Origin of the sequence: Pontixanthobacter gangjinensis (genome assembly GCF_009827545.1) — a bacterium.
Taxonomy (GTDB): domain Bacteria; phylum Pseudomonadota; class Alphaproteobacteria; order Sphingomonadales; family Sphingomonadaceae; genus Pontixanthobacter; species Pontixanthobacter gangjinensis.
Window position 1 is genome coordinate 648,028 of sequence record NZ_WTYS01000001.1, and the last position, 19,426, is coordinate 667,453.

Sequence of the window (19,426 nt, forward strand, 5' to 3'; positions counted from 1 at the left end):
GGAAGACGGATTATATGGAAAATTTGACGAGCGTCGGAATTATGGGCGGCGGGGCAATTCTGTTCCTGCTCATCCTCGGTTTCTTTATCACGCGGGTCTATCGCCGCGCGACTAAGGAAGTCGCCTTTGTCCGCACGGGCTTTCGCGGGGAACAAGTGGTCATGAATGGCGGCGCTTTGGTCCTCCCGGTTCTCCATGAAACGATGCCCGTTAATATGAATACAGTGCGGCTCGCGGTAGAACGCAAGAATGCCGACGCGCTGATTACGCTCGACCGGTTGCGGATCGATGTGAAGGCGGAATTTTATGTCCGCGTGCGCCCTGATGCAGAGGCAATCGGCATGGCCGCGCAAACGCTTGGCCTCCGCACGATGCACCCTGAGGCGCTTAAGGACCTCGTCGAAGGTAAATTTGTCGATGCGCTGCGCTCTGTCGCGGCGGGCATGTCGATGAACGAATTGCATGAGCAGCGCGCTGACTTCGTCCAGAAGGTGCAACAGGTGTCCTCTGCCGATTTGGCGATGAACGGGCTGGAGCTTGAATCGGTCTCGCTAACGGGTCTCGACCAAACATCAATCGAGCATTTCAACGCTAACAACGCGTTCGATGCCGAGGGTCTGACTAAGCTGACCGAACAAATTGAGCTGCGTAAAAAGGCGCGTAATGATATCGAGCAAGACACTCGCGTCCAGATGGAAACCAAAAATTTGGAAGCCGACAAAGCGAGCTTTGAAATCGGGCGTGACAATGAATTTGCCCGGCTGGAGCAGGAGCGCGAAGTGGAAATGCGCCGCGCCAAGCAAAGCTCCGAAGTTGCCCGAGAACAAGCCGAACGCAGCCGTGAAGCCGATGCGGCGCGGATTGAGGCGAAGAAGCAGGTCGACAGCCAGCAAATCGAAGCCGACCGTGCGGTTGAAGAGGCGCGGATCGATCAGGTTCGGGCGCTTGAGATCGCGCGTCAGGAGCAACAAATTGCGGTTCAAAACAAGTCCCGCGAAGAAAGCCAGGCCAAGGCCGAAGCCGACGCAGCTCGTGCCAAAGCGGTTGCGGCTGAAGAAGGCGTTATGACTGCACGCGATACCGAAATCGCCGAGCGTGAAAAGCGGATCGAGCTGATCGAAGCGGCCAAGATTGCGGAGCGTGATGCAATCAAGATCAAGGTTGAGGCCGAAGCCGATAAAGACGCGGCATCAAACCGTGCCGAAGCTGTGCGCCTGGAGGCGCAAGGTGAGGCTGAAGCTGAGAAACTACGCGCCGAAGCCGCCCGTATCCGCTTTGAAGTTGAAGCCGCCGGCCAACGCGCAGTCAACGAAGCGGCGAATATCCTTTCGATGGACCAGATCAGCCTCCAAACCAAGCTGGCCCTGCTCAATGTGCTGCCCGAAGTTATTCGCGAAAGCGCGAAACCGTTGGAAGCAATCGATTCGATCAAGATCGTCCAAGTCGACGGGCTCACCCAGAATGGTGGCGGCGGAAAAGGCGGCGCGTCCAATGCAGGCGGCGGTTCGGGCAATTTGGCGACCGATGCAGTTTCTGCGGCCCTGTCATATCGTGCCCAAGCGCCGGTGCTTGACGGATTGATGAAGGAGCTGGGGCTCGACGGCTCCTCGCTTGACGGTTTAGTCAAGGGTGCGGCGGCGGCTGAAAGTGCTCCTGCGCGGCTCGCCGATGTGTTGGCGGATGTAGCGGATCAGGTCAGCGAAGCGGAAGCAAAGGTCGCTGCTAAACCGGCCTCTAAACCGAGTGCTAAACCGGAATAGCTTGGCCAAAATCAGGAGAAACACCCCTCGCCATTTTATTGGCGGGGGGTTTTCTTTTGACCAACGACCAGTTCAAAGCCTAGTCTTGCAAAATGCGTATTCCATTGCTGTTGGCTTCGGCCGTTTTCGCCCTTCAATCCGCACCCGCCTCTGCGTGGGGTCCAACCGGCCATCGTGTGACTGGCGAGATTGCTGAACGTAATCTTGATGCAGATACCAAAGCCAAGATAGCGGGCATATTAGGGCCGGAATCGATCGCAGAAGCATCAAACTGGCCTGACTTCATGCGCTCCGACGAGTCCAGCTTTTGGCAAGATGAATCGCCGAACTACCACTATGTAACGATTCCCGAGGGCATGACTTATGCCGAAGTCGGACCGCCGCCGCAGGGCGACGCGATCACCGCTTTGGCAAAATATACGGCAACCGTGAAAGATGCCAATGCCAGCTTGGCCGCCCGGCAAGAGGCACTCCGTTTCGTCATCCACATAATCGAGGACCTTCATCAGCCGCTGCATGTTGGCAATGGCCGCGATCTGGGTGGTAACACAGTTAAAGTGAATTTTATGGATGAACCGACAAACCTGCATTCGGTTTGGGATGAAGATATCATCAACGCAGAACTATTATCCTATAGTGAGTGGGCCGATTGGTTAAACAGGCGCATCACTGCCGAAGATCATATCGCGTGGGCGGCAGCGAAGCCTGCTCAATGGCTGGCTGAAAGCGTCGCGATACGCGATGGCCTCTATCCGGCTCCTTCCGAAGATCCCAGCAGCTCCGAGCTCCCAGACCTATCCTATGATTACGTATATGCTCACAAGCCGCAGATAGACTTACGTTTGCAGCAAGGCGGAATCAGGCTGGCGGCTTATCTGAACAATTTATTTGCCGAGTAAGCAGACCAGACGCTTCCGTAAATTGCGCCTGTCCTCACCACAGAAACCGCTTACTTGAGCAATTTTTGGGCCATCGCCCGCACATCCGCGCCCATATCTTCGCGTTCCAGCGCCAGCGCCAGGGTCGCTTCGACAAAGCCCAGCTTACTGCCGCAATCGAAACGGCGCCCGGCAAACGTAACCGCGTTAAACGGCTGGGTGCCAATCATCTTGGCCATGGCGTCAGTTAGCTGGATTTCGCCGCCTGCTCCCTTGCCCTGATGCTCCAGCGTGCGCATGACCTCGGGCTGCAGAATGTAGCGGCCCGAGACGATCTTGTTGGAAGGCGCCTCGTTGACCGGCGGCTTCTCGACCAGGCCCAGCACTTCGGTCAGCGCCCCGCCAAACCCTTCACGCACAGCGCCCGGATCAATCACGCCGTAGCTCGACACGTCTTCATGCGGAACTTCGAGCACGCTGATCAGATTGCCGCCAACTTCATTATAGGCTTCTACCATCTGGGTCATGCAGCCTTTGCCGCCGCCCTTCTGCGCGACCATCAGTTCGTCAGGCAACAGGATCGCGAAGGGCTCATCGCCAATGATTGCGCGAGCGCACCAGATGGCATGGCCTAGTCCGAGGGGGACTTGCTGGCGAACGGTTATGATATCGCCCGGCGTGGCGCGCGTCGCGTCGAGCACCGACATATCTTTGCCACGCTCGCCCATGGTGGCTTCCAATTCGAAAGCGACATCAAAATGTTCGACAATCGCGGTTTTGCCTCTGCCCGTAACGAAGATGATCTGCTCAATCCCCGCCTCGCGCGCTTCATCCACCGCATATTGAATGAGCGGACGGTCGACGATTGGCAGCAATTCCTTGGGAATGGCCTTGGTCGCAGGGAGGAAACGTGTGCCCAGCCCCGCAACGGGGAATACGGCTTTCCTGATGGGTTTGTGATTGCTCATAACGACGGAGATAGGGTCAGCCTCCACCGCCCGTCAACATATCGCGCAGCAAAAACCGCGCAGCCCGGCTTGATACCGTCGCTATTCCAGCTAAACCGCAAGGATGGACAAAATCATTATTCAGGGCGGCAAACGCCTGTCGGGCACAATTCCTATTTCGGGCGCCAAGAATTCGGCTTTGACGCTGATACCCTGCGCGCTGTTGACCGAAGAGCCGCTGACTTTGCGCAATTTGCCCCGGCTCGCCGATATTGACGGGTTCCAGCATCTGATGACGCAATTCGGCGTCTCGACCGGGATTCGCGGCAATCGGCCTGAAGAATTTGGCCGCGTTGTGACGTATGAGGCCTCGCGCTTGACTTCCACCGTGGCGCCCTACGACCTGGTCCGCAAAATGCGCGCATCAATTTTGGTGCTTGGCCCGATGTTAGCGCGTGCAGGCGAAGCGACTGTGTCGCTGCCCGGCGGCTGCGCGATTGGCAATCGTCCGATCGATCTCCACCTTAAAGTAATCGAAGCAATCGGCGCGGAAATTGAAATGGCAGCGGGCTATGTACGCGCCCATGCACCAGATGGCGGATTGCCAGGTGGAAACTTTGACTTTCCGGTGGTGTCAGTCGGCGCGACCGAAAATGGCTTGATGACTGCGGTGCTGGCCAATGGCACGTCCCACCTCACCAACGCCGCGCGCGAGCCGGAGATTGTCGATCTGTGCAATTTGCTGGTCGCTATGGGCGCAGAAATTGAAGGCATCGGTACTTCCGATCTTACCATCCACGGGGTCAAGAAACTGAATGGCGCGACCTATAAGGTGATGGCAGACCGGATTGAAGCGGGTTCCTATGCTTGCGCCGCGGCAATCACCGGCGGCGAGGTTCGGCTCGAAGGCGCGAATGCGGATGACATGGCGTCCACGTTGCAGGCGCTGAAAGACATCGGCTGCGAAGTGTCGAGCGACAAGCATGGCGTGACCGTTGGTGCCGATGGCCCGCTTAAGGCTACGAATCTAACCACCGCGCCATTCCCGGGCCTTGCGACCGATATGCAAGCGCAATTGATGGCGCTGCTGTGCAAGGCGCAAGGCACCAGTGTACTGACCGAAACAATTTTCGAAAACCGGTATATGCATGTGCCTGAACTGGCGCGGATGGGCGCAGATATCGAAACCAGCGGCCGGACTGCAATCGTCAAAGGTGTCGAAGTGCTGACAGGTGCGGAAGTCATGGCCACCGATCTACGCGCCTCGATGAGCCTCGTAATCGCAGGACTCGCTGCAGAAGGCGAAACACAAGTGCGCCGGCTCTATCACCTTGATCGCGGTTATGAGCGTCTTGAAGAGAAGTTGCAGCTGGTGGGCGCAGATATCGAGCGCGTTGGCGACGATTAACCGTCTGCCGAGCGAGTAACCAGCCACACTCGAATCGCCCCTGCCAATCCCGGCGGCGTATCGGATTTTATCCGCTCCGCATCAATTCGCGCGACAAGAGCGTTGATGGGCACATCCTCGGCTATCGCTGCTTCTTTCAGCATGTCCCAAAACAGCGGCTCGAGACTAATCGACGTCTTGTGCTTGTCAATCTGCACCGAGCGTTTGACCGGCGGGTGATAGGGAGGGTCATTCATTGGCTACCACCTATCACCACTTCCGCCATCAATACATATGTTGGCCGCCATTGATGCTCATAGTCGATCCAGTTACGAAACCGCCATCCTCTGAACACAGGAAACCGACACCGCGGGCGATTTCGCTGGCTTGTCCCAAACGCCCAACGGGGATTTTAGCGACAATTTTCTCCAGCACCGCATCGGGCACCGCGGCGACCATGTCGGTGTCGATATAGCCAGGTGCGATGGCATTGACTGTTATGCCAGCACGCGCTCCCTCTTGCGCCAGCGCTTTAGTGAAGCCGTGGATGCCCGATTTGGCTGCGGCGTAATTGACCTGACCATATTGGCCGGCTTGTCCGTTGATCGAACCGATATTGACGATCCGGCCCCATTTACGCTCGCGCATTCCATCGAAACACGCCTTGGCCATATTGAAGCAGCCGCCCAGATTGATCCGCATCACTTCGTTCCAATCATCGAAGCTCATCTTGTGCAGCGTACCGTCGCGAGTGATACCCGCATTATTGACCACCACTTCAATCGGGCCGACTTCAGCCTCGACTTTGGCGCAGCCGTCTAGGCAGGCCTGATGATCGCCAACATCCCATTTGTAGGCTGGAATGCCTGTTTCGGCGGTGAAGTTGGCTGCCTTCAAATCATTGCCGCCGTAATTGGCGACGACTGTGAATCCGTCAGATTTCAATTGCTCGCAAATGGCGCGGCCAATCCCGCGCGTGCCGCCGGTGACTATTGCTACTCGTGTCATGTATATCCCATCCCAATAGAATTTACTGACATTTCCCTTACGGCAAGCGAAGGACCAGGCAAAGAAAAACCCCGCCGAAGCAGGGTCTTTGCATACCAATTCTGCCCGAGATCAGGTCGGAATGCGCGGTTAGAAGCGGAACTGGGTTCCGACATAGACAGCCTGGCTGTCCTGCACATTGTCAGTTAGCGGATCGATACGATCACGTTCTTGCGACAATCTGACGCCTGCGGTCACATCCAGGTTTTTGGTCACGCTATAAGCGCCGCCAAGGTCAAAGGACTGTTCCCCGGCACCTTCGATTGTTCGTGGTGAACGGCCAGCATTGGTCTCATTTTCAAGCGCGATGCGGGTCTTGAACCGGCTTGGCTTGTCTCTGACGCCTTCAGACGGTTTGTAATCAGCCAGATCGGGCATTTCCAAGTTGCCGATTGATGCCGGCAGTTTCGTAGGTTTGGCTAGGCCCGGGGTTCTTGCAAAGCTTTGATAGCCTCGGGCGATTCCCAAATTGTAGCGAGTCGGGTCGATTGCGACCTTACCGCCGCTAATCGATGTCTGCGCGATTGAAGACGTTTTCCTCATCGCGAGCGACTGAGCGGTTTGGTCGTTAATACGGATCGCGACGGTGACGGTGTTATCGCGTGACGTCGATGTACCGGCAGGCGTGAAGCCGACATCAAGACCCTTGGCGCGAATATTTTCGGCCACGCGCCGGGCAAGCTCGGGGTCAACAGTTGACGGGGTAAAGGTGGCAAACTCCGAAGAAGGTCCAGCGAAGCTGGCGCTTTCGTTGCCGCCCAAAGCAAACACGGCGCTCGGAATGGCAAGTGCAAGACCAGCCGCAGCGCCAAGCGCCAAGCCAACCTTGTTCAGTCCTGCCATGTTATCCGGCTTAGCCATTATGAGTGCCTTTGTGCCCCTGCGTCTCTTGCTGGAATTTCTACCAGCACTCTATCTAACCGTACTCGGCCTTAACTTATCCTGACTCAGCCCCCTTCGGAGTCGCGCCTTGCTGATTGAATTTGATAGGAACATGAAAAGCGCTTGACCAGCTTTTCCACAAGCCGAACGCCAAGTGAGTCAATTGTGTTGCAGGAGTCCCACAGATTCGGACCAGTTAAGCGAGCATTCACCGCTATTACGTGCATTGCCGGATATTCGTTGGCGGAACATGATTTGTGTCAAGGTGCCACTTATCGCGTTCTCCGCTCGTATTTCGCCCGCCGCTATGCCGCTATAGCTTGCCGCATAGAGATGGCGGGTTATAGAGGCGCAAAGGCCCGTTCACTTCTGGGCCTGTAAGACCGGTAAATAGGATGATCTGGAACTGTCATGACCGCACATCGCACTAACACCACCCGCTTCACTCGCTTGCTGATCGCCACGGCGGCAATTGGCAGCCTCGCCGCTTGCGGTGGTTCGGATCGCCCCTCGGCAGATATTGCCGCTTCGCAAGTCACCACTATTGGCGTGAATTCCTATCTATGGCGCGCAGCGCTTGATACGGTCAGCTTTGCACCACTGCTTCAGGCCGACAGTGCTGGCGGGGTTATCGTGACCGATTGGCACGCCAATCCCAGCAATCCGGGCGAGCGGGTAAAGCTTACCGTCACCATCCTTGACCGCGATCTGCGCGCTGACGCACTGCGCGTGGCCGCCAGCCGCCAAGTTTCTCAGGGTGGAACATGGGTCGATGCGCCGGTTCAGGCTGCGACCGTGCAGAAGCTGGAAGACATCATCCTGACAAAGGCCCGCGATCTGCGCCGCCAATCGGTTTCCGGCTAAACAAACAGGGTTTATATGAGCGATAGTCGTTTCGAAGCCCGTTTCGATCCGGGCCAGGCTGACACACGTTGGCAAAAGGCGTGGGATGAAGCGCGCTGTTTTGAAGCAGATTCCGGCAGCGACAAGCCTAAAAGCTATGTCCTTGAAATGTTTCCCTACCCCTCGGGGCGGATACATATCGGGCACGTCCGCAACTACACGATGGGCGATGTTCTAGCGCGCTATAAGAAGATGCGCGGGCACGAAGTTCTTCATCCGATGGGCTGGGACGCCTTTGGCATGCCCGCGGAAAATGCCGCGATGGAAAAGGGTGTGCATCCCGGCGGATGGACACGCGACAATATCGCCAACATGAAAGCCCAATTAAAGCGCATCGGCTTTGCGCTCGACTGGAACCGCGAATTCGCGACTTGTGACCCCGAATATTATGGTCACGAACAGGCCTTGTTTATCGATTTGTTCAACGCCGGATTGGTGTATCGCAAGGAAAGCGAGGTCAATTGGGACCCAGTCGACAACACTGTGCTCGCGAATGAGCAAGTAATTGACGGCAAAGGCTGGCGCAGCGGTGCGGTGGTTGAAAAGCGCAAGCTGAGTCAGTGGTTTCTCAAGATTACTGATTTCGCTGATGAATTGCTTGACGGTTTGGGTGAACTCAAAAATTGGCCCGACAAGGTCAAATTGATGCAGGAAAACTGGATCGGCAAATCTCAGGGTCTGCAGTTTGCCTTTGATCTTTCAAATGACGAAAAAGTTGAAGTTTACTCGACCCGTCCCGACACGATTTTCGGGGCGAGCTTTGTAGCGGTTGCCGCCGACCATCCTATTGCTCAAACTGTCGCTCAAGGTAGCGCCGAGGCTAAGGCCTTTATCGAGCTGTGCAAAGCGGGCGGCACCACTGCTGCTGAATTGGAAACGGCGGAGAAGCTCGGTTTCGATACCGGCATTACCGCCCGGCACCCGCTCGATCCTGATGTTGTGTTGCCAGTCTACATAGCCAATTTTGTGCTAATGGATTACGGCACCGGCGCAGTGATGGGTGTTCCCGGACACGACCAGCGCGATTTCGATTTTGCGACGAAATATGGGTTGCCGATTACGAGAGTGATTGCCAGCGATCCTGCGCAGACAGATGCTCCGCTCACCGAAGCAGAGGCTGGCGACGGCGTTCTGGTCAACTCGAATAATTATGACGGTATGACTGTGGATGAAGCCAAAACGGCTATCATCCGCAAATTGGAAGCCGAAGGCCGGGGCGAAGGCAAGACCGTGTGGCGGCTGCGCGATTGGGGTGTATCTCGCCAGCGTTACTGGGGGACGCCAATCCCCTTTATCCATTGCCTGAAATGCGGCGTGGTGCCTGCACCTAAGGAAAGCCTGCCCATAACTTTGCCCGAAGATGTCGATTTCAAGACACCGGGCAATCCGCTGGTCCGTCATCCGCTATGGAAGCAGGTGCGCTGTCCCACTTGCGGTGGTGAGGCCGAAAGGGAAACTGATACGCTCGACACCTTTGTCGATTCCAGCTGGTATTTCCTGCGCTTCGCCAGCCAGCCGGATGACAAGCCATTTGATGCACAAGAAGTCGCAAAATGGCTTCCGGTTGAACAATATATCGGCGGCGTGGAACATGCGATTTTGCACTTGCTGTATGCGCGGTTCTGGACCCGTGCGCTCGCGCATATGGGTCAGCTTGAGGTGAAAGAGCCGTTCGCCAGCCTGTTCACGCAAGGTATGGTGACACATGAAACCTATTCTCGCCGAGAAGGCAGCGACAGTCGGGAAACTTACTTCACCCCGGGTGAGGTCGAGCGCGGCGGCGAAAGTGCTGTTCTGAAATTGGATGGCGAGCCGGTTGATATCGGCCGCGTCATCAAAATGTCGAAGTCGAAGAAGAACGTCGTCGACCCTGATGAAATTATCGCCAATTACGGCGCCGATGCGGTGCGCTGGTTTATGCTGTCCGACAGCCCCCCGGAACGAGATCTGCCGTGGTCCGAAGCGGGTATCGAAGGTTGTTGGCGATTTGTTCAGCGCCTTTGGCGTTTGTTCGGGCAGTTCGATGATAGTGCCTCGGGCGAAGACAAGGCGCTGCTGCGCAAAACGCACCAGACTATCGCCGCAGTTGCTGACGATATTGAGGCTTTGTCGTTCAACAAGGCGGTGGCCCGCCTTTACGAGCTTACTGGTGCAATCGAGAAGGCAGAACCATCAGGCGACCGCAACGCGGCCATCCGGACGGTGCTGTTGCTTGCCTCACCCATGATGCCGCATCTGGCCGAAGAGGCTTGGCACGGACTCGGTGGCGAAGGTTTGATTGCCCAAGCCGCTTGGCCGGAAGTTGATCTGGAACTGCTGGTTGACGATGAAGTTACCATCGCGATTCAGCATAAGGGCAAACTGCGCGATACGATTACGGTCGCGAAGGGGTTGCCCAAAGATCAGATCGAAGCGCTTGCACTCGCCAGCGAGAAGGTCCAGCGTTCGCTTGATGGAGCGGAGGTTCGCAAAATGATCGTTGTGCCCGACAGGCTGGTCAATATCGTGACATGAACCGCTCTGTGCTCGCCTTAACCGCGCTTATGTCGCTTTCAGTCCCCCTTGCGGGATGTGGCCTTCAACCTATGTACGCGGGCGGAAATAGCGGCGCAGTGGCGCAGGGCCTGGGTGCGATCGAGGTTGCTCCGATAGAGGGCCAAGCGGGCTGGCTGGTCCGTAATGCGCTGCGCGACAAATTGGGCGCGGTGCCTTCAACCGATCCCAGATACAGGCTCGATGTCAGGCTTGATGACCGGCTCGAAGGTTTGGGCGTTTTGGGCGATGACACGATTGGCCGCGAGCGCCGGATACTGCGTGCCCGATATCAATTGGTCGACATTAGCAATGGCTCAATTTTGCTCGATGCAACCGCCGGATCTGATGCCGGAATTGACGTTGTTTCCAGCGAATATGCGACAATTGCGGCAGAGCAAACCGCGCTAGAAAATCTCTCTCGCGAAGTCGCCAGCCGGATTGTTACGCAACTTTCGCTGACGCTTCGCAGCCAATCGTGAAGGCGACGCAGAAGGACTTTGCCAGCGGCGCGAAGCGCGCAGCGATGCAATGCCGCGTGTTCTTCTTTTGCGGGCCGGATGAAGCGGGGGCCTCAGCGGCTGCCAACCGGATCATATCCTTGTTGGATGATCCCGGTGAGCGGGTCGAAATGGCTGGCTCCGCTTTAAGGAAGGACCCCGTCAGCCTTGGCGATGAAGCGCGTTCGGGTTCGTTGTTCGGTACCACCCGCCATATCCTAATCCGGGCGAGCGGCGATGAAGCGCATGACGCGGTGGCCAATCTGCTGAGTGGTTCGGGCGAGGCGTGCCCTGTCCTGATTGTTGCAACCTCAGCCACAGATAAATCGCGCACCGCCAAATTGCTAGAAAAGCGCGACGATGCGCTGGTCGCGATGTTCTGGCCGCCCGACTTAAGCGCGGTCACCGCAACAGTGCGTACCTTGGCCGATGGCGCCGGATTGCAGCTCAACGGCGACATCGCAGAGCGGATTGCGCGGGCAGCAGGGTTGGATGTGCGGCTGGCCCAGTCGGAAATTGAGAAGATAGCACTTTTCTTAGATTCGTCTCCCCAGTCACCACGCGTCGCAGATGGCGATGTGCTGGCAGCGATCGGCGCAAAGACCGAGGATGATGGCTTCATGCCCTTGGTCAATGCGGTCCTATCCGGTGAAACTCAAAAGCTTCAGGCCGAATTGCAGAGGATGCACGAAGTTTCGATTAATCCCGTTGGTTTGCTGCTCGCTTTCGAACGGCGCGCAGCACAATTGGCGCAAATTTCCGCGAAAGTCGGGCCGCGCGGTGATATAAAATCTACGATTGATGCCGAGAAACGCGCGCGCAGGATATTCTGGAAGGATGAGCGCGATATCGCCACTCAATTGCGCAAGTGGCGGGGGCCGAAACTCGAACGATTGCTAGCCAAGCTTGTCGAATTGCATCGGGCATTGCTGTCGAATAGCCAATCTGCAGAATTGCTGCTCGCTCAGGGCCTGACTGAAATAGCCCGTGCTGCCGCCCCGCGGAAATAGCCGAATCAAACAGGTCATAAGTCGGCGCGTTAATTGATAAGCAATTCTACCTAGGCCATATCGCTTCTTGATGTAGCAGGCTCTCCTGCTCGGGTTGCAATGGCTGGGTGAGAACATGAATGCACCGGCAAAATTTGATGACGCTGGCTCTCAAATCGCCAGCGCGACCGTGCCTTCGCTCGAGCGTAAGCGGGTGCGTGCCTATCTCGCATTAACAATTGCAGATGTGGCCGCAATTGTTCTTGCCTTCATCATCGCCGGCATGGCCTATCGCGGTGCAGCGATGGACCGGCAAGCGCTGCTCGAGGCTTGGCTATTCTTGCCGCTTTATCTCACCATTGCGCTTTACAATCGGGCCTATTCCATTCGCGGACTTACCGACGGAGCCTTTGCAGCGAAGAAAGTGCTCATTTCAGTGATAGTCGCGGCGGCGTTGCTGAATTTTCTCGCATTCTATGCGCGCTTCAACGCGTCATTCTCTCGCGGCACTTTTACCATTGGCCTGACTCTGTCGGCCCTGATATTGACATCGATCCGCCTATCGAGCGCGCGAATATTGCGACGGAGGTGGGGCCCAATAGCGCAGAATCTGGCGATCATTCACGCTGGCGGCCCTTCGTTACAGATCGGCCATGCGCGGAACATTGATGCAAAGAAATTTGGCCTTGGGGCCTACCCAAACGATCCCGAGATGCTCAACCGCTTGGCGCAATGCCTAAGGCATCAAGAGAAAGTTTTGGTCAGCTGTCCCTTTGATCAGCGTGAGGACTGGTCTGAGATGCTCCGCGCGTCGGGCAAGCATGGCGAGATTATTAGCGATACCGAGAGCGAAACCGCCATTTTGGGTATTACCCAATATCCGGAACAATCCAGAGCAGGCTTGGTCGTCTCAACTGGACCACTGGGTTTGCGCGCCAGGGTATTCAAGCGGATGTTTGATATCACGGTCGCGGCGATTGGCCTGGTGGTAACTTCGCCCATATTATTGATGGCCGCGATCATGATTAGGTTAGAGGATCGAGGGCCGGTTCTGTTTATTCAGAACCGAGTAGGACGCGGCAACCATCAATTTTCCATGTTGAAGCTTAGGACTATGCGGGATGTAGCACAGGACAAATCGGGCGCGGTTTCGACTAGCAGGACCGATCGACGAATTACCAAAATCGGCAAATTTCTGCGGCGCACGAGCATTGATGAGCTTCCTCAATTGATCAACGTGCTTCGCGGCGAAATGTCGATAGTAGGACCGCGCCCGCACGCCTTGGGTTCGCAAGCTGGCGAAAAATTGTTTTGGGAGGTGGAGCGGCGTTATTGGCATCGCCATACGCTCAAGCCTGGCCTGACTGGCCTTGCCCAAGTACGTGGTCAGCGCGGCACGACCGAGCTGGAAAGCGACCTGTCAGATAGGCTAAAGTCTGATTTAGAATATATCGCGTCTTGGAGCTTGTGGCGCGATTTTATGATTGTAGTCAAAACCTTAACGGTACTGCGGAGCGATAGAGCGTATTAATTTCCGGCGTATTGACGAGCAAGGAATTGCCAATCAAGTAGGGCTGTTGCCGCCATTTCCACCACCGCTCAACAATACCAAAAGACCTAATGCGGTCATCACGCCAACCCCGGCCCATAGCCAACCAACAGGTTCTTCTTCGACGTAATCATCATTAATCATGATCGCGAAAGCGGTCGGCGTCGGGCGCACTTCCGCGTGCGCCGCAGTGCTTGCAAACAGGAGCGTTATGGACGCCAGTAAAGCGAGCGAAGATTTAATCATAGCGCACCTCTTACACCGTTTTTTTGAATTCGTCATTAATCGCAATCAATATTTGTCTACGAATGCCGCTGAAACTGGCAAAATTCGGGCCAGTGCAATCTGTCAGGCTGGAGCAAGCTGGTGATTTGATCGACGCCATCTGCTAGTCACCAAACGTCAATTTTGGAAAGATTGTTTTGCAAATACTTATCTTGGGACTGAACTATGAACCCGAACCTATCGGGATCGGCCCATATACTGCCGGGTTGGCGCAGTATCTTGCGGCGCGAGGCCACGAGGTGACTGTAATCGCTGGAAACCCCTATTACCCAGATTGGCGGCTGGCTGAAGGAGCCAATCCAGCGGGCTCATCAGAGACAAAAAACGGCGTCAAAATTATCCGTGTCCCGCATTATATTCCGTCAAGACCGTCTGGGGTTAAACGGATTCTCCATTATTTAAGTTTCGCCCGAAATGCGCGTTCCGCGGCGAAGAATAGCGGTCCGGCGGATATTGTTGTGGCGATTGCACCAGCATTGCTGTCTGCGCCCGTGGCGCTTCGGGTTGCACAACAGCGCCGCGCTGTCAGCTGGTTACATATTCAGGATTTTGAAGTTGAAGCGGCGATTGCAACCGGACTTTTGTCTCGCGGCCCAATTGCCAGCTTGGCAAAACGGTTTGAGAGATGGGTGCTCTCCAGTTTTGATCATGTCAGTTCAGTATCGCCAATGATGGCCCTCAAAGCCAAGAGAAAAGGTGCTGACGCTAATCGTACAGTGGAGCTGCGCAATTGGGCTGATGAGTCGGTAAAGCCTAGCCTGTCGCGGCATGAAACTCTCCGCGCGGAGTTGAGCCTTCCAGCCGGGATTATTGCGCTCTATTCGGGCAATCTTGCTCTCAAGCAAGGATGCGGCTTGTTAGGAGAGGCGGCAAAGGTGCTGGCGGAGGAGCCCGGCCTGCATATAGTCGTCTGTGGCGCTGGTCCAGCGCGCAAAATTTTGGAAGAGGCTGCGTGTAACTTGCCAAACCTGCATGTCCGAGATCTGATGCCACGGGAACGCCTTAACGATCTGTTGGGCATGGCTGATATCCATTTGCTGCCCCAAATTGAGGGCGCGGCGGATTTAGTCCTTCCATCCAAGCTGGCCAATATGCTTGCGTCAGGCAGGCCTGTGGTGGCTACGGCAAAGGCCGGAACCGGTTTGGCGCAGGAGGTTGAAGGCTGCGGGATAATTACGCCGCCCGGCAATGCGCATCACTTCGCACAAGCTATCAAGCTATTAGCCAAGGATGCGGGAATGCGGGCAACCTTAGGAGATGCAGCTGCGAAACGAGCGCATGAACGATGGACGAGTACTGTCCTGCTCGAACGATTTGCTTTAGCGCTTGAACACGCCGTTTCTATGCCGGAGGAAGTGTGAGTTTAATTGCATCCCAAGTGGTAGAGCGACGGTCTCGGGCAGATGTCGAATTTGATCCGTGGATGCTTCTCGCGTTTCTCTATCCACTCAGCAAGTTGGTGATGATCGACTTTATCGGGCAGCTTTATCTTACCGACATTCTGGGCGTTGCCTTGCTAATTTTTATGATCCGCTCGCCGGATTTCGCGGCCCGACTGGGCGAGCTGCGCTTGCTGTTAATTTTGATGGGACTGTGGCTGGCGAGTTTGATCATTACAGACCTCCTTCGCCAATCTGCACCCGAAGATTTCCTGCGCGGTTGGGCTAAAATTATCTTCTTCGGAGTGCAGATTGCTGCGCTGTGGTTGTTTCTGCCACGCCGGCGCGGCTATCTCATAGCCTTTGCCCTTGGCTCCTCAATTTCTTGGGGCCTTGGCGTGTCTGAACGGTTTGCCGGGTATGAGTGGAAGTTTGGATATGACCGCGCTGCGGCGTTTTTTGTGATTGGCCTAATTTGTGTCGGCTGGAGGCGGTGGCCGCTGTTGCGAACGCTTAGCCCTGCTTTGCTGGGAGCGTTGGCGATATTTGTATTGTTCCAGAATGCGCGGTCGTCTTTCATCACAATTCTGTTGGCGGCCGGAATCTGCGGGCTGGTGCTTGCGGTGGAACGGTGGCCTGCGCTGCAAAGGAGTATCCGCGCTCCGACATTCGGCTTGCTGCTGTTAGTTGGCGCCGCAGGGGCGTCGCTCGTAAACTCTGGCTATGCTAGCCTCGCAGAATCGGGCGGGCTGGGCGCCGAAGCGCGGGCAAAATATGCCGAGCAAACGGCCGGCGATGTTCCGCTCATCTTCGGTGGCCGCTCGGAAAGCCTTATTTCGGTCAAGGCAATCGGAGATTCGCCGGTAATTGGCCATGGCAGCTGGGCCAAGGACCGCCGATACGTCGAACTCTATCGGTCGATGCGTCTACGATTGGGGTTGCCGGTCCATGATAATTATTTCCAGACCCGCGAACTGATCCCCACACATAGCTATGTACTTGGCGCATGGGTGGAGGCTGGCGCGCTCGGAGCGCTGTTCTGGCTCTATGTCCTGGGCCTTCCATTCGTTGCTATCTATCAATTGCTTGGCAGGAATGAGCCGCTCCTGCCGCTCGTCGCTTATCTTTCGATTGGGCTGGTTTGGGCGATCCCATTCTCTCCTTTTGGAGCTACCGAACGGTTTATTGCAGCCTATCAGATTGTGGTGCTGATGTGGGTCATCCGCTCGCCAAGCTTTGTGAATGACGCACTCAAGGGTCGATCGTTGGGATGAAAATTCTACACGTAGTTGCGAGTTGCGACCGAGCAGAGGGCGGGGTCATTGAGGGTGTATTCAAGCTTGGGGATACCTTTCGGGCGATGGGGCACTCACAAGAATTGTTAACGCTTGATTTGCCGGGGTCGCCCGCTGTCCTGGAATCTCCTGTGCCTGTTCATGCAATGGGGTCTGTCCAGCCCGGCGGCTCTATGCCGTGGGCCAAATTGCGCCGTTGGGCTCGCCGGTCGCCAAAGGCGGTTCGGTGGTTACAGCAGTATGCGGCGGATTATGATGCAATCGTCGTTGATGGCTTGTGGAATTACGCGACGCGCGGGGCACGGTTGGGTTTAGCCAAGCAGGATGTGCCCTATGTCGTGTTCCCGCACGGTATGCTCGATCCGTGGTTTAAGGCACGCTATCCGCTCAAGCATTTCGCCAAAAGCTTGCTCTGGTCTTTCAACGAGGGGCCTTTGCTGCGGCAGGCGGAGGCGGTCGCATTTACAAGCGCGACCGAACGCGACTTGGCGAGGGAGACCTGGTCGCATTGGTGGGCGCCGTGGCGTATGCGCGAGCAGCTTGTCGGGTTTGGAACGAGCCTTCCTCCATCTAAAACAGAAAAAATGGCTCAGGCTTTTCGCGGCGCAGTGCCAGAACTGGCAGGTCGTCCTTATATTCTGTTTCTCAGCCGGCTTCATGAGAAGAAAGGCTGCGAAGTCTTGCTCAATGGCTACGGCGCGGTGGCCGACAAGGTGGATTTTGATCTGGTAATGGCCGGACCGGGTAATCCGCAATATGCACGGGAGCTGCAAGCTCTTGCGAAAGAATCAGGCTCTGAGGCGCGAATTCATTTTCCCGGCATGCTTACCGGCGAGGCTAAATGGGGCGCTCTATATGGATGTGAAGCGATGGCCCTGACGTCGCATCAGGAAAATTTCGGAGTCGTCGTCGCCGAATCCCTTGGTTGTGGCCGACCGGTGATCATTTCGGATCAGGTCAACATTCATCAGGAAGTCGCGGATGCTCAAGCTGGGCTAATCTGCGCCGACAATCAGGACGGAGCGGCTGCTGCGCTCCTTGCATTTTCGGAGCTGGGTACGGCCGAACGAAAAGTGATGGGTGCGCGGTGCAAAGACCTGTTCGAGGCTAAATTTGATATTGCAAAAACTGCGGCGCTCTTGGCCCGAATTTTCGAGGACGCCAGCAAGTTGAGAACGGCAGCAAGTGAAGTGGGTAAATTGGATAAAACACTTTCCTACAAATAACCTAAATGGTTATTGATGGCATAGAAAGGAACCTCTATGTCAGATAACAATCTCCAAATTCGCCACCCGGCACGATACGTCCCGCTAACCGCCCTTGCCACCGGTTCGCCTGGAAGCGATGCGATTCCCGTCTCCTTGGGAAACCCCATCCCCTGTGCCGTTCAGCCGCTCGGCTCCGTTCGAGCGTTAACTCCCGACAATGCAGTTGAGCCGGGCCTCGCAGTCTTGGTGGATTGTTCTGCGGCGGGCACCATTATGCTCGAACTTTCTGATGGTTCGCAATTGCCGCTGACGTACTCGGCTGGGGTCACGTTGTTGCCTTTTGCTGTTCGCAGCACGGTGTCGGTCGGTTCGACTGCCACATTCAACGCTTGGGTGCTTAGCTGATGCTTGGCCTGCACATGCCGCGCGCGCACAAGGCGAAGAAGACTTGGCCTGTCTCCGAAGGTAACGATTGGCCCGTCGTAATGGCCGCCCCACCTCAAATCATTGTCGGGTCTACGCCCTCTCTACTCAGGGCATGGTTTGCCGGAAGTGGAAGTAACGCCTATCCGCTCGCCTCCAATGTACAGGGCGGGCATTTTACATTCTGCCGCGGCCTGCCGGATACCGCTGCACCGACTTTGGGGTTCAAACCTGCCCCGACAGTTTCCACTGAACCAAACGGCACCCGCGTCCCATCCGGCCAGCAATTCTCATTCTACCATGAGGGTGCTAGCCTCGAACTGCATTTCCAGAACAACGATCGCGGTTATTTGCTCAAGATTGATGGCGAATATGTGTCGCTCACGCCCCGGATAGACGCGGGACAAACTTACTCGCGGATTGATCTGGGTACACGCAAATTACGCCGCTTTGACCTGATAACCTATAAAGCCGCATTTGCCGGGGTTTGGACGGCTGTGTCAGATACTATTTACGCCGCGCCCGTAAGAGGCCCCCGAACCATCTGCATCGGCGACAGTTTCACAGAAGCGGATGCCGCCGGTTGGACCAATTGGTTCGCCGAATCGCTTGGCTGGGACGATGTCTGGACCTCTGCCGTTGGCGGCACGGGTTATGTTAATAATGGCAATGGATTGGCGCTCAATTGGCAGGAACGGCTGGCACCCGATGTTATCGCCTATCGCCCCGAAGTCGTCTTTCTGCACGGAAGCGTCAACGATCTCGCCCAAACCCCGGCCACGATGTATGCGGCGGTGAAATCTCTCATCAGCCAGCTACGCAGCGCGTTACCCGATGCTGTCATTGCCGGCGGTATGAACACTCCGTTCGGGGTGGAATATTGGGTAGCCAACAATTTGCTGGTCTATGATGCCGCCAAGCAGGGCTTTCTTGATGGCGGCGGTGCCTGGATGAGCACGCTAGAATTGCCCCATGAATTCTCAGGTGACTCAGTGGGCAATGACGCATCGTTGATGGACGCAGTGGCTCAGGGCCGCCCAGGAAATGGCGGCGCGCCAAATATTCTGGCTGGCCAATCCGGTTTCAGGGTCAACACCTCAAGCGCCACTCCCGCTACCAATCTGCGCATCGGTTCGACTGTTGAAATCGGTAGCGGGGCAACGCGCGAACGGGTGGCTATCACGGTCACAGGCTTGTCGGGCGGGCGGATAATCTACGGGTTTGATGGCATGTTCAAATATGCCCATGCGGCAGGTGAACCTGTTCGCGAGGTCGCGCCAAGTTATCTCACCGGACAAGGTAGCCAACTCTCCCCGTCCGCATGGGGCAATTCGAACCTCTATGTCGGGTCCGACGGATACCATCCATCTGCCGCCGGCAATCTGGCGCTTGGTCAAGCCAATGCGGCATTGCTTAAACGGCATTTGGCTACCATCGGGCGCGAATAAAAATTGCGGGGAGG

Annotated in this window: 18 protein-coding genes and 1 pseudogene; 14 read left to right on the forward strand and 5 right to left on the reverse strand. The window is 56.1% G+C overall.

The genetic code is table 11. From position 1 onward, the window contains the following. The first annotated feature begins 14 nt into the window (after positions 1-14). Both GRI36_RS03085 and GRI36_RS03090 read left to right on the forward strand, forming a co-directional pair. Entirely contained in the window at positions 15-1,760 is a 1,746-nt protein-coding gene (locus GRI36_RS03085) for a flotillin family protein (RefSeq protein WP_160597137.1), read from the forward strand. Between the two features lie 92 nt (positions 1,761-1,852). Further along, complete coding sequence (locus GRI36_RS03090) at positions 1,853-2,659, forward strand: S1/P1 nuclease (RefSeq protein WP_160597138.1); 807 nt, start codon at positions 1,853-1,855, stop codon at positions 2,657-2,659. A gap of 50 nt (positions 2,660-2,709) precedes the next feature. Here the strand turns inward: GRI36_RS03090 and GRI36_RS03095 are convergent, their stop codons facing one another. Then, positions 2,710-3,606 carry a UTP--glucose-1-phosphate uridylyltransferase gene (locus GRI36_RS03095; RefSeq protein WP_160597139.1) on the reverse strand — a complete coding sequence of 299 codons (897 nt, stop codon included), beginning with the start codon at positions 3,604-3,606 and terminating at the stop codon, positions 2,710-2,712. A gap of 103 nt (positions 3,607-3,709) precedes the next feature. Here GRI36_RS03095 and murA point away from each other — a divergent pair, with 103 nt between their 5' ends. Continuing rightward, entirely contained in the window at positions 3,710-4,993 is a 1,284-nt protein-coding gene (murA, locus tag GRI36_RS03100; protein ID WP_160597140.1) for a UDP-N-acetylglucosamine 1-carboxyvinyltransferase, read from the forward strand. Here murA and GRI36_RS03105 read toward each other — a convergent pair. The 3 genes from GRI36_RS03105 to GRI36_RS03115 form a co-directional block, all read right to left on the reverse strand. Then, complete coding sequence (locus tag GRI36_RS03105; protein WP_160597141.1) at positions 4,990-5,229, reverse strand: ribbon-helix-helix domain-containing protein; 240 nt, start codon at positions 5,227-5,229, stop codon at positions 4,990-4,992. The genes murA and GRI36_RS03105 overlap by 4 nt on opposite strands. Positions 5,230-5,257: 28 nt before the next feature. After that, a complete protein-coding gene (gene phbB / locus GRI36_RS03110) occupies positions 5,258-5,980 on the reverse strand; it encodes an acetoacetyl-CoA reductase (protein WP_160597142.1) in 723 nt (240 codons plus the stop codon). Positions 5,981-6,109: 129 nt separating this feature from the next. Then, positions 6,110-6,880, reverse strand: a complete 771-nt coding sequence (locus GRI36_RS03115; RefSeq protein ID WP_160597143.1) for a hypothetical protein — start codon at positions 6,878-6,880, stop codon at positions 6,110-6,112. 432 nt (positions 6,881-7,312) lie between these two features. Between GRI36_RS03115 and GRI36_RS03120 the strand changes: the two genes are divergently transcribed. The 5 genes from GRI36_RS03120 to GRI36_RS03140 all read left to right on the forward strand — a co-directional run bounded on the left by GRI36_RS03120 (position 7,313) and on the right by GRI36_RS03140 (position 13,356). Continuing rightward, positions 7,313-7,765, forward strand: coding sequence for a DUF3576 domain-containing protein (locus GRI36_RS03120; protein WP_160597144.1), 453 nt, complete (start codon positions 7,313-7,315; stop codon positions 7,763-7,765). Between the two features lie 15 nt (positions 7,766-7,780). Then, complete coding sequence (leuS, locus tag GRI36_RS03125) at positions 7,781-10,318, forward strand: leucine--tRNA ligase (RefSeq protein ID WP_160597145.1); 2,538 nt, start codon at positions 7,781-7,783, stop codon at positions 10,316-10,318. Next, complete coding sequence (gene lptE / locus GRI36_RS03130) at positions 10,315-10,818, forward strand: LPS assembly lipoprotein LptE (RefSeq protein WP_160597146.1); 504 nt, start codon at positions 10,315-10,317, stop codon at positions 10,816-10,818. The genes leuS and lptE overlap by 4 nt, the downstream gene beginning before the upstream one ends. Then, positions 10,815-11,846: a DNA polymerase III subunit delta gene (gene holA, locus GRI36_RS03135; protein ID WP_160597147.1), complete on the forward strand. Its 1,032-nt coding sequence runs from the start codon at positions 10,815-10,817 to the stop codon at positions 11,844-11,846. Before lptE ends, holA begins: the two co-directional genes overlap by 4 nt. Positions 11,847-11,961: 115 nt before the next feature. Continuing rightward, positions 11,962-13,356 carry an exopolysaccharide biosynthesis polyprenyl glycosylphosphotransferase gene (locus GRI36_RS03140; RefSeq protein WP_160597148.1) on the forward strand — a complete coding sequence of 465 codons (1,395 nt, stop codon included), beginning with the start codon at positions 11,962-11,964 and terminating at the stop codon, positions 13,354-13,356. 33 nt (positions 13,357-13,389) lie between these two features. On the opposite strand, the gene GRI36_RS03145 is transcribed toward GRI36_RS03140, so the two are convergent. Continuing rightward, on the reverse strand, positions 13,390-13,620 hold the full coding sequence (locus GRI36_RS03145) for a hypothetical protein (RefSeq protein WP_160597149.1): 231 nt from the start codon (positions 13,618-13,620) through the stop codon (positions 13,390-13,392). 176 nt (positions 13,621-13,796) lie between these two features. Between GRI36_RS03145 and GRI36_RS03150 the strand changes: the two genes are divergently transcribed. The 6 genes and pseudogenes from GRI36_RS03150 to GRI36_RS03170 all read left to right on the forward strand — a co-directional run bounded on the left by GRI36_RS03150 (position 13,797) and on the right by GRI36_RS03170 (position 19,412). Further along, positions 13,797-15,020 carry a WcaI family glycosyltransferase gene (locus GRI36_RS03150; protein WP_202392106.1) on the forward strand — a complete coding sequence of 408 codons (1,224 nt, stop codon included), beginning with the start codon at positions 13,797-13,799 and terminating at the stop codon, positions 15,018-15,020. Beyond that, positions 15,017-16,312, forward strand: a complete 1,296-nt coding sequence (locus GRI36_RS03155) for a hypothetical protein (RefSeq protein WP_160597150.1) — start codon at positions 15,017-15,019, stop codon at positions 16,310-16,312. Before GRI36_RS03150 ends, GRI36_RS03155 begins: the two co-directional genes overlap by 4 nt. Then, positions 16,309-16,818, forward strand: a pseudogene (locus tag GRI36_RS14080) (glycosyltransferase); the annotation flags it as partial. The gene GRI36_RS03155 and the pseudogene GRI36_RS14080, both read left to right, overlap by 4 nt. A gap of 42 nt (positions 16,819-16,860) precedes the next feature. Beyond that, a complete protein-coding gene (locus GRI36_RS13815; protein ID WP_235902143.1) occupies positions 16,861-17,559 on the forward strand; it encodes a glycosyltransferase in 699 nt (232 codons plus the stop codon). Between the two features lie 36 nt (positions 17,560-17,595). Beyond that, on the forward strand, positions 17,596-17,946 hold the full coding sequence (locus tag GRI36_RS03165; RefSeq protein WP_160597152.1) for a hypothetical protein: 351 nt from the start codon (positions 17,596-17,598) through the stop codon (positions 17,944-17,946). After that, positions 17,946-19,412 (forward strand): SGNH/GDSL hydrolase family protein, encoded by a 1,467-nt coding sequence (locus GRI36_RS03170; protein WP_160597153.1) that lies wholly within the window; start codon positions 17,946-17,948, stop codon positions 19,410-19,412. The genes GRI36_RS03165 and GRI36_RS03170 overlap by 1 nt, the downstream gene beginning before the upstream one ends. The last annotated feature ends 14 nt before the right edge of the window (positions 19,413-19,426 follow it).

Excerpts from the sequence above, each read along its gene's own strand:
- GRI36_RS03085 (WP_160597137.1), top strand. The coding sequence starts at position 15 with ATGGAAAATTTGACGAGCGTCGGAATTATGGGCGGCGGGGCAATTCTG.
- GRI36_RS03090 (WP_160597138.1), top strand. The coding sequence starts at position 1,853 with ATGCGTATTCCATTGCTGTTGGCTTCGGCCGTTTTCGCCCTTCAATCC.
- GRI36_RS03095 (WP_160597139.1), bottom strand. The coding sequence starts at position 3,606 with ATGAGCAATCACAAACCCATCAGGAAAGCCGTATTCCCCGTTGCGGGG.
- murA (WP_160597140.1), top strand. The coding sequence starts at position 3,710 with ATGGACAAAATCATTATTCAGGGCGGCAAACGCCTGTCGGGCACAATT.
- GRI36_RS03105 (WP_160597141.1), bottom strand. The coding sequence starts at position 5,229 with ATGAATGACCCTCCCTATCACCCGCCGGTCAAACGCTCGGTGCAGATT.
- phbB (WP_160597142.1), bottom strand. The coding sequence starts at position 5,980 with ATGACACGAGTAGCAATAGTCACCGGCGGCACGCGCGGGATTGGCCGC.
- GRI36_RS03115 (WP_160597143.1), bottom strand. The coding sequence starts at position 6,880 with ATGGCTAAGCCGGATAACATGGCAGGACTGAACAAGGTTGGCTTGGCG.
- GRI36_RS03120 (WP_160597144.1), top strand. The coding sequence starts at position 7,313 with ATGACCGCACATCGCACTAACACCACCCGCTTCACTCGCTTGCTGATC.
- leuS (WP_160597145.1), top strand. The coding sequence starts at position 7,781 with ATGAGCGATAGTCGTTTCGAAGCCCGTTTCGATCCGGGCCAGGCTGAC.
- lptE (WP_160597146.1), top strand. The coding sequence starts at position 10,315 with ATGAACCGCTCTGTGCTCGCCTTAACCGCGCTTATGTCGCTTTCAGTC.
- GRI36_RS03140 (WP_160597148.1), top strand. The coding sequence starts at position 11,962 with ATGAATGCACCGGCAAAATTTGATGACGCTGGCTCTCAAATCGCCAGC.
- GRI36_RS03145 (WP_160597149.1), bottom strand. The coding sequence starts at position 13,620 with ATGATTAAATCTTCGCTCGCTTTACTGGCGTCCATAACGCTCCTGTTT.
- GRI36_RS13815 (WP_235902143.1), top strand. The coding sequence starts at position 16,861 with ATGCGCGAGCAGCTTGTCGGGTTTGGAACGAGCCTTCCTCCATCTAAA.
- GRI36_RS03165 (WP_160597152.1), top strand. The coding sequence starts at position 17,596 with ATGTCAGATAACAATCTCCAAATTCGCCACCCGGCACGATACGTCCCG.
- GRI36_RS03170 (WP_160597153.1), top strand. The coding sequence starts at position 17,946 with ATGCTTGGCCTGCACATGCCGCGCGCGCACAAGGCGAAGAAGACTTGG.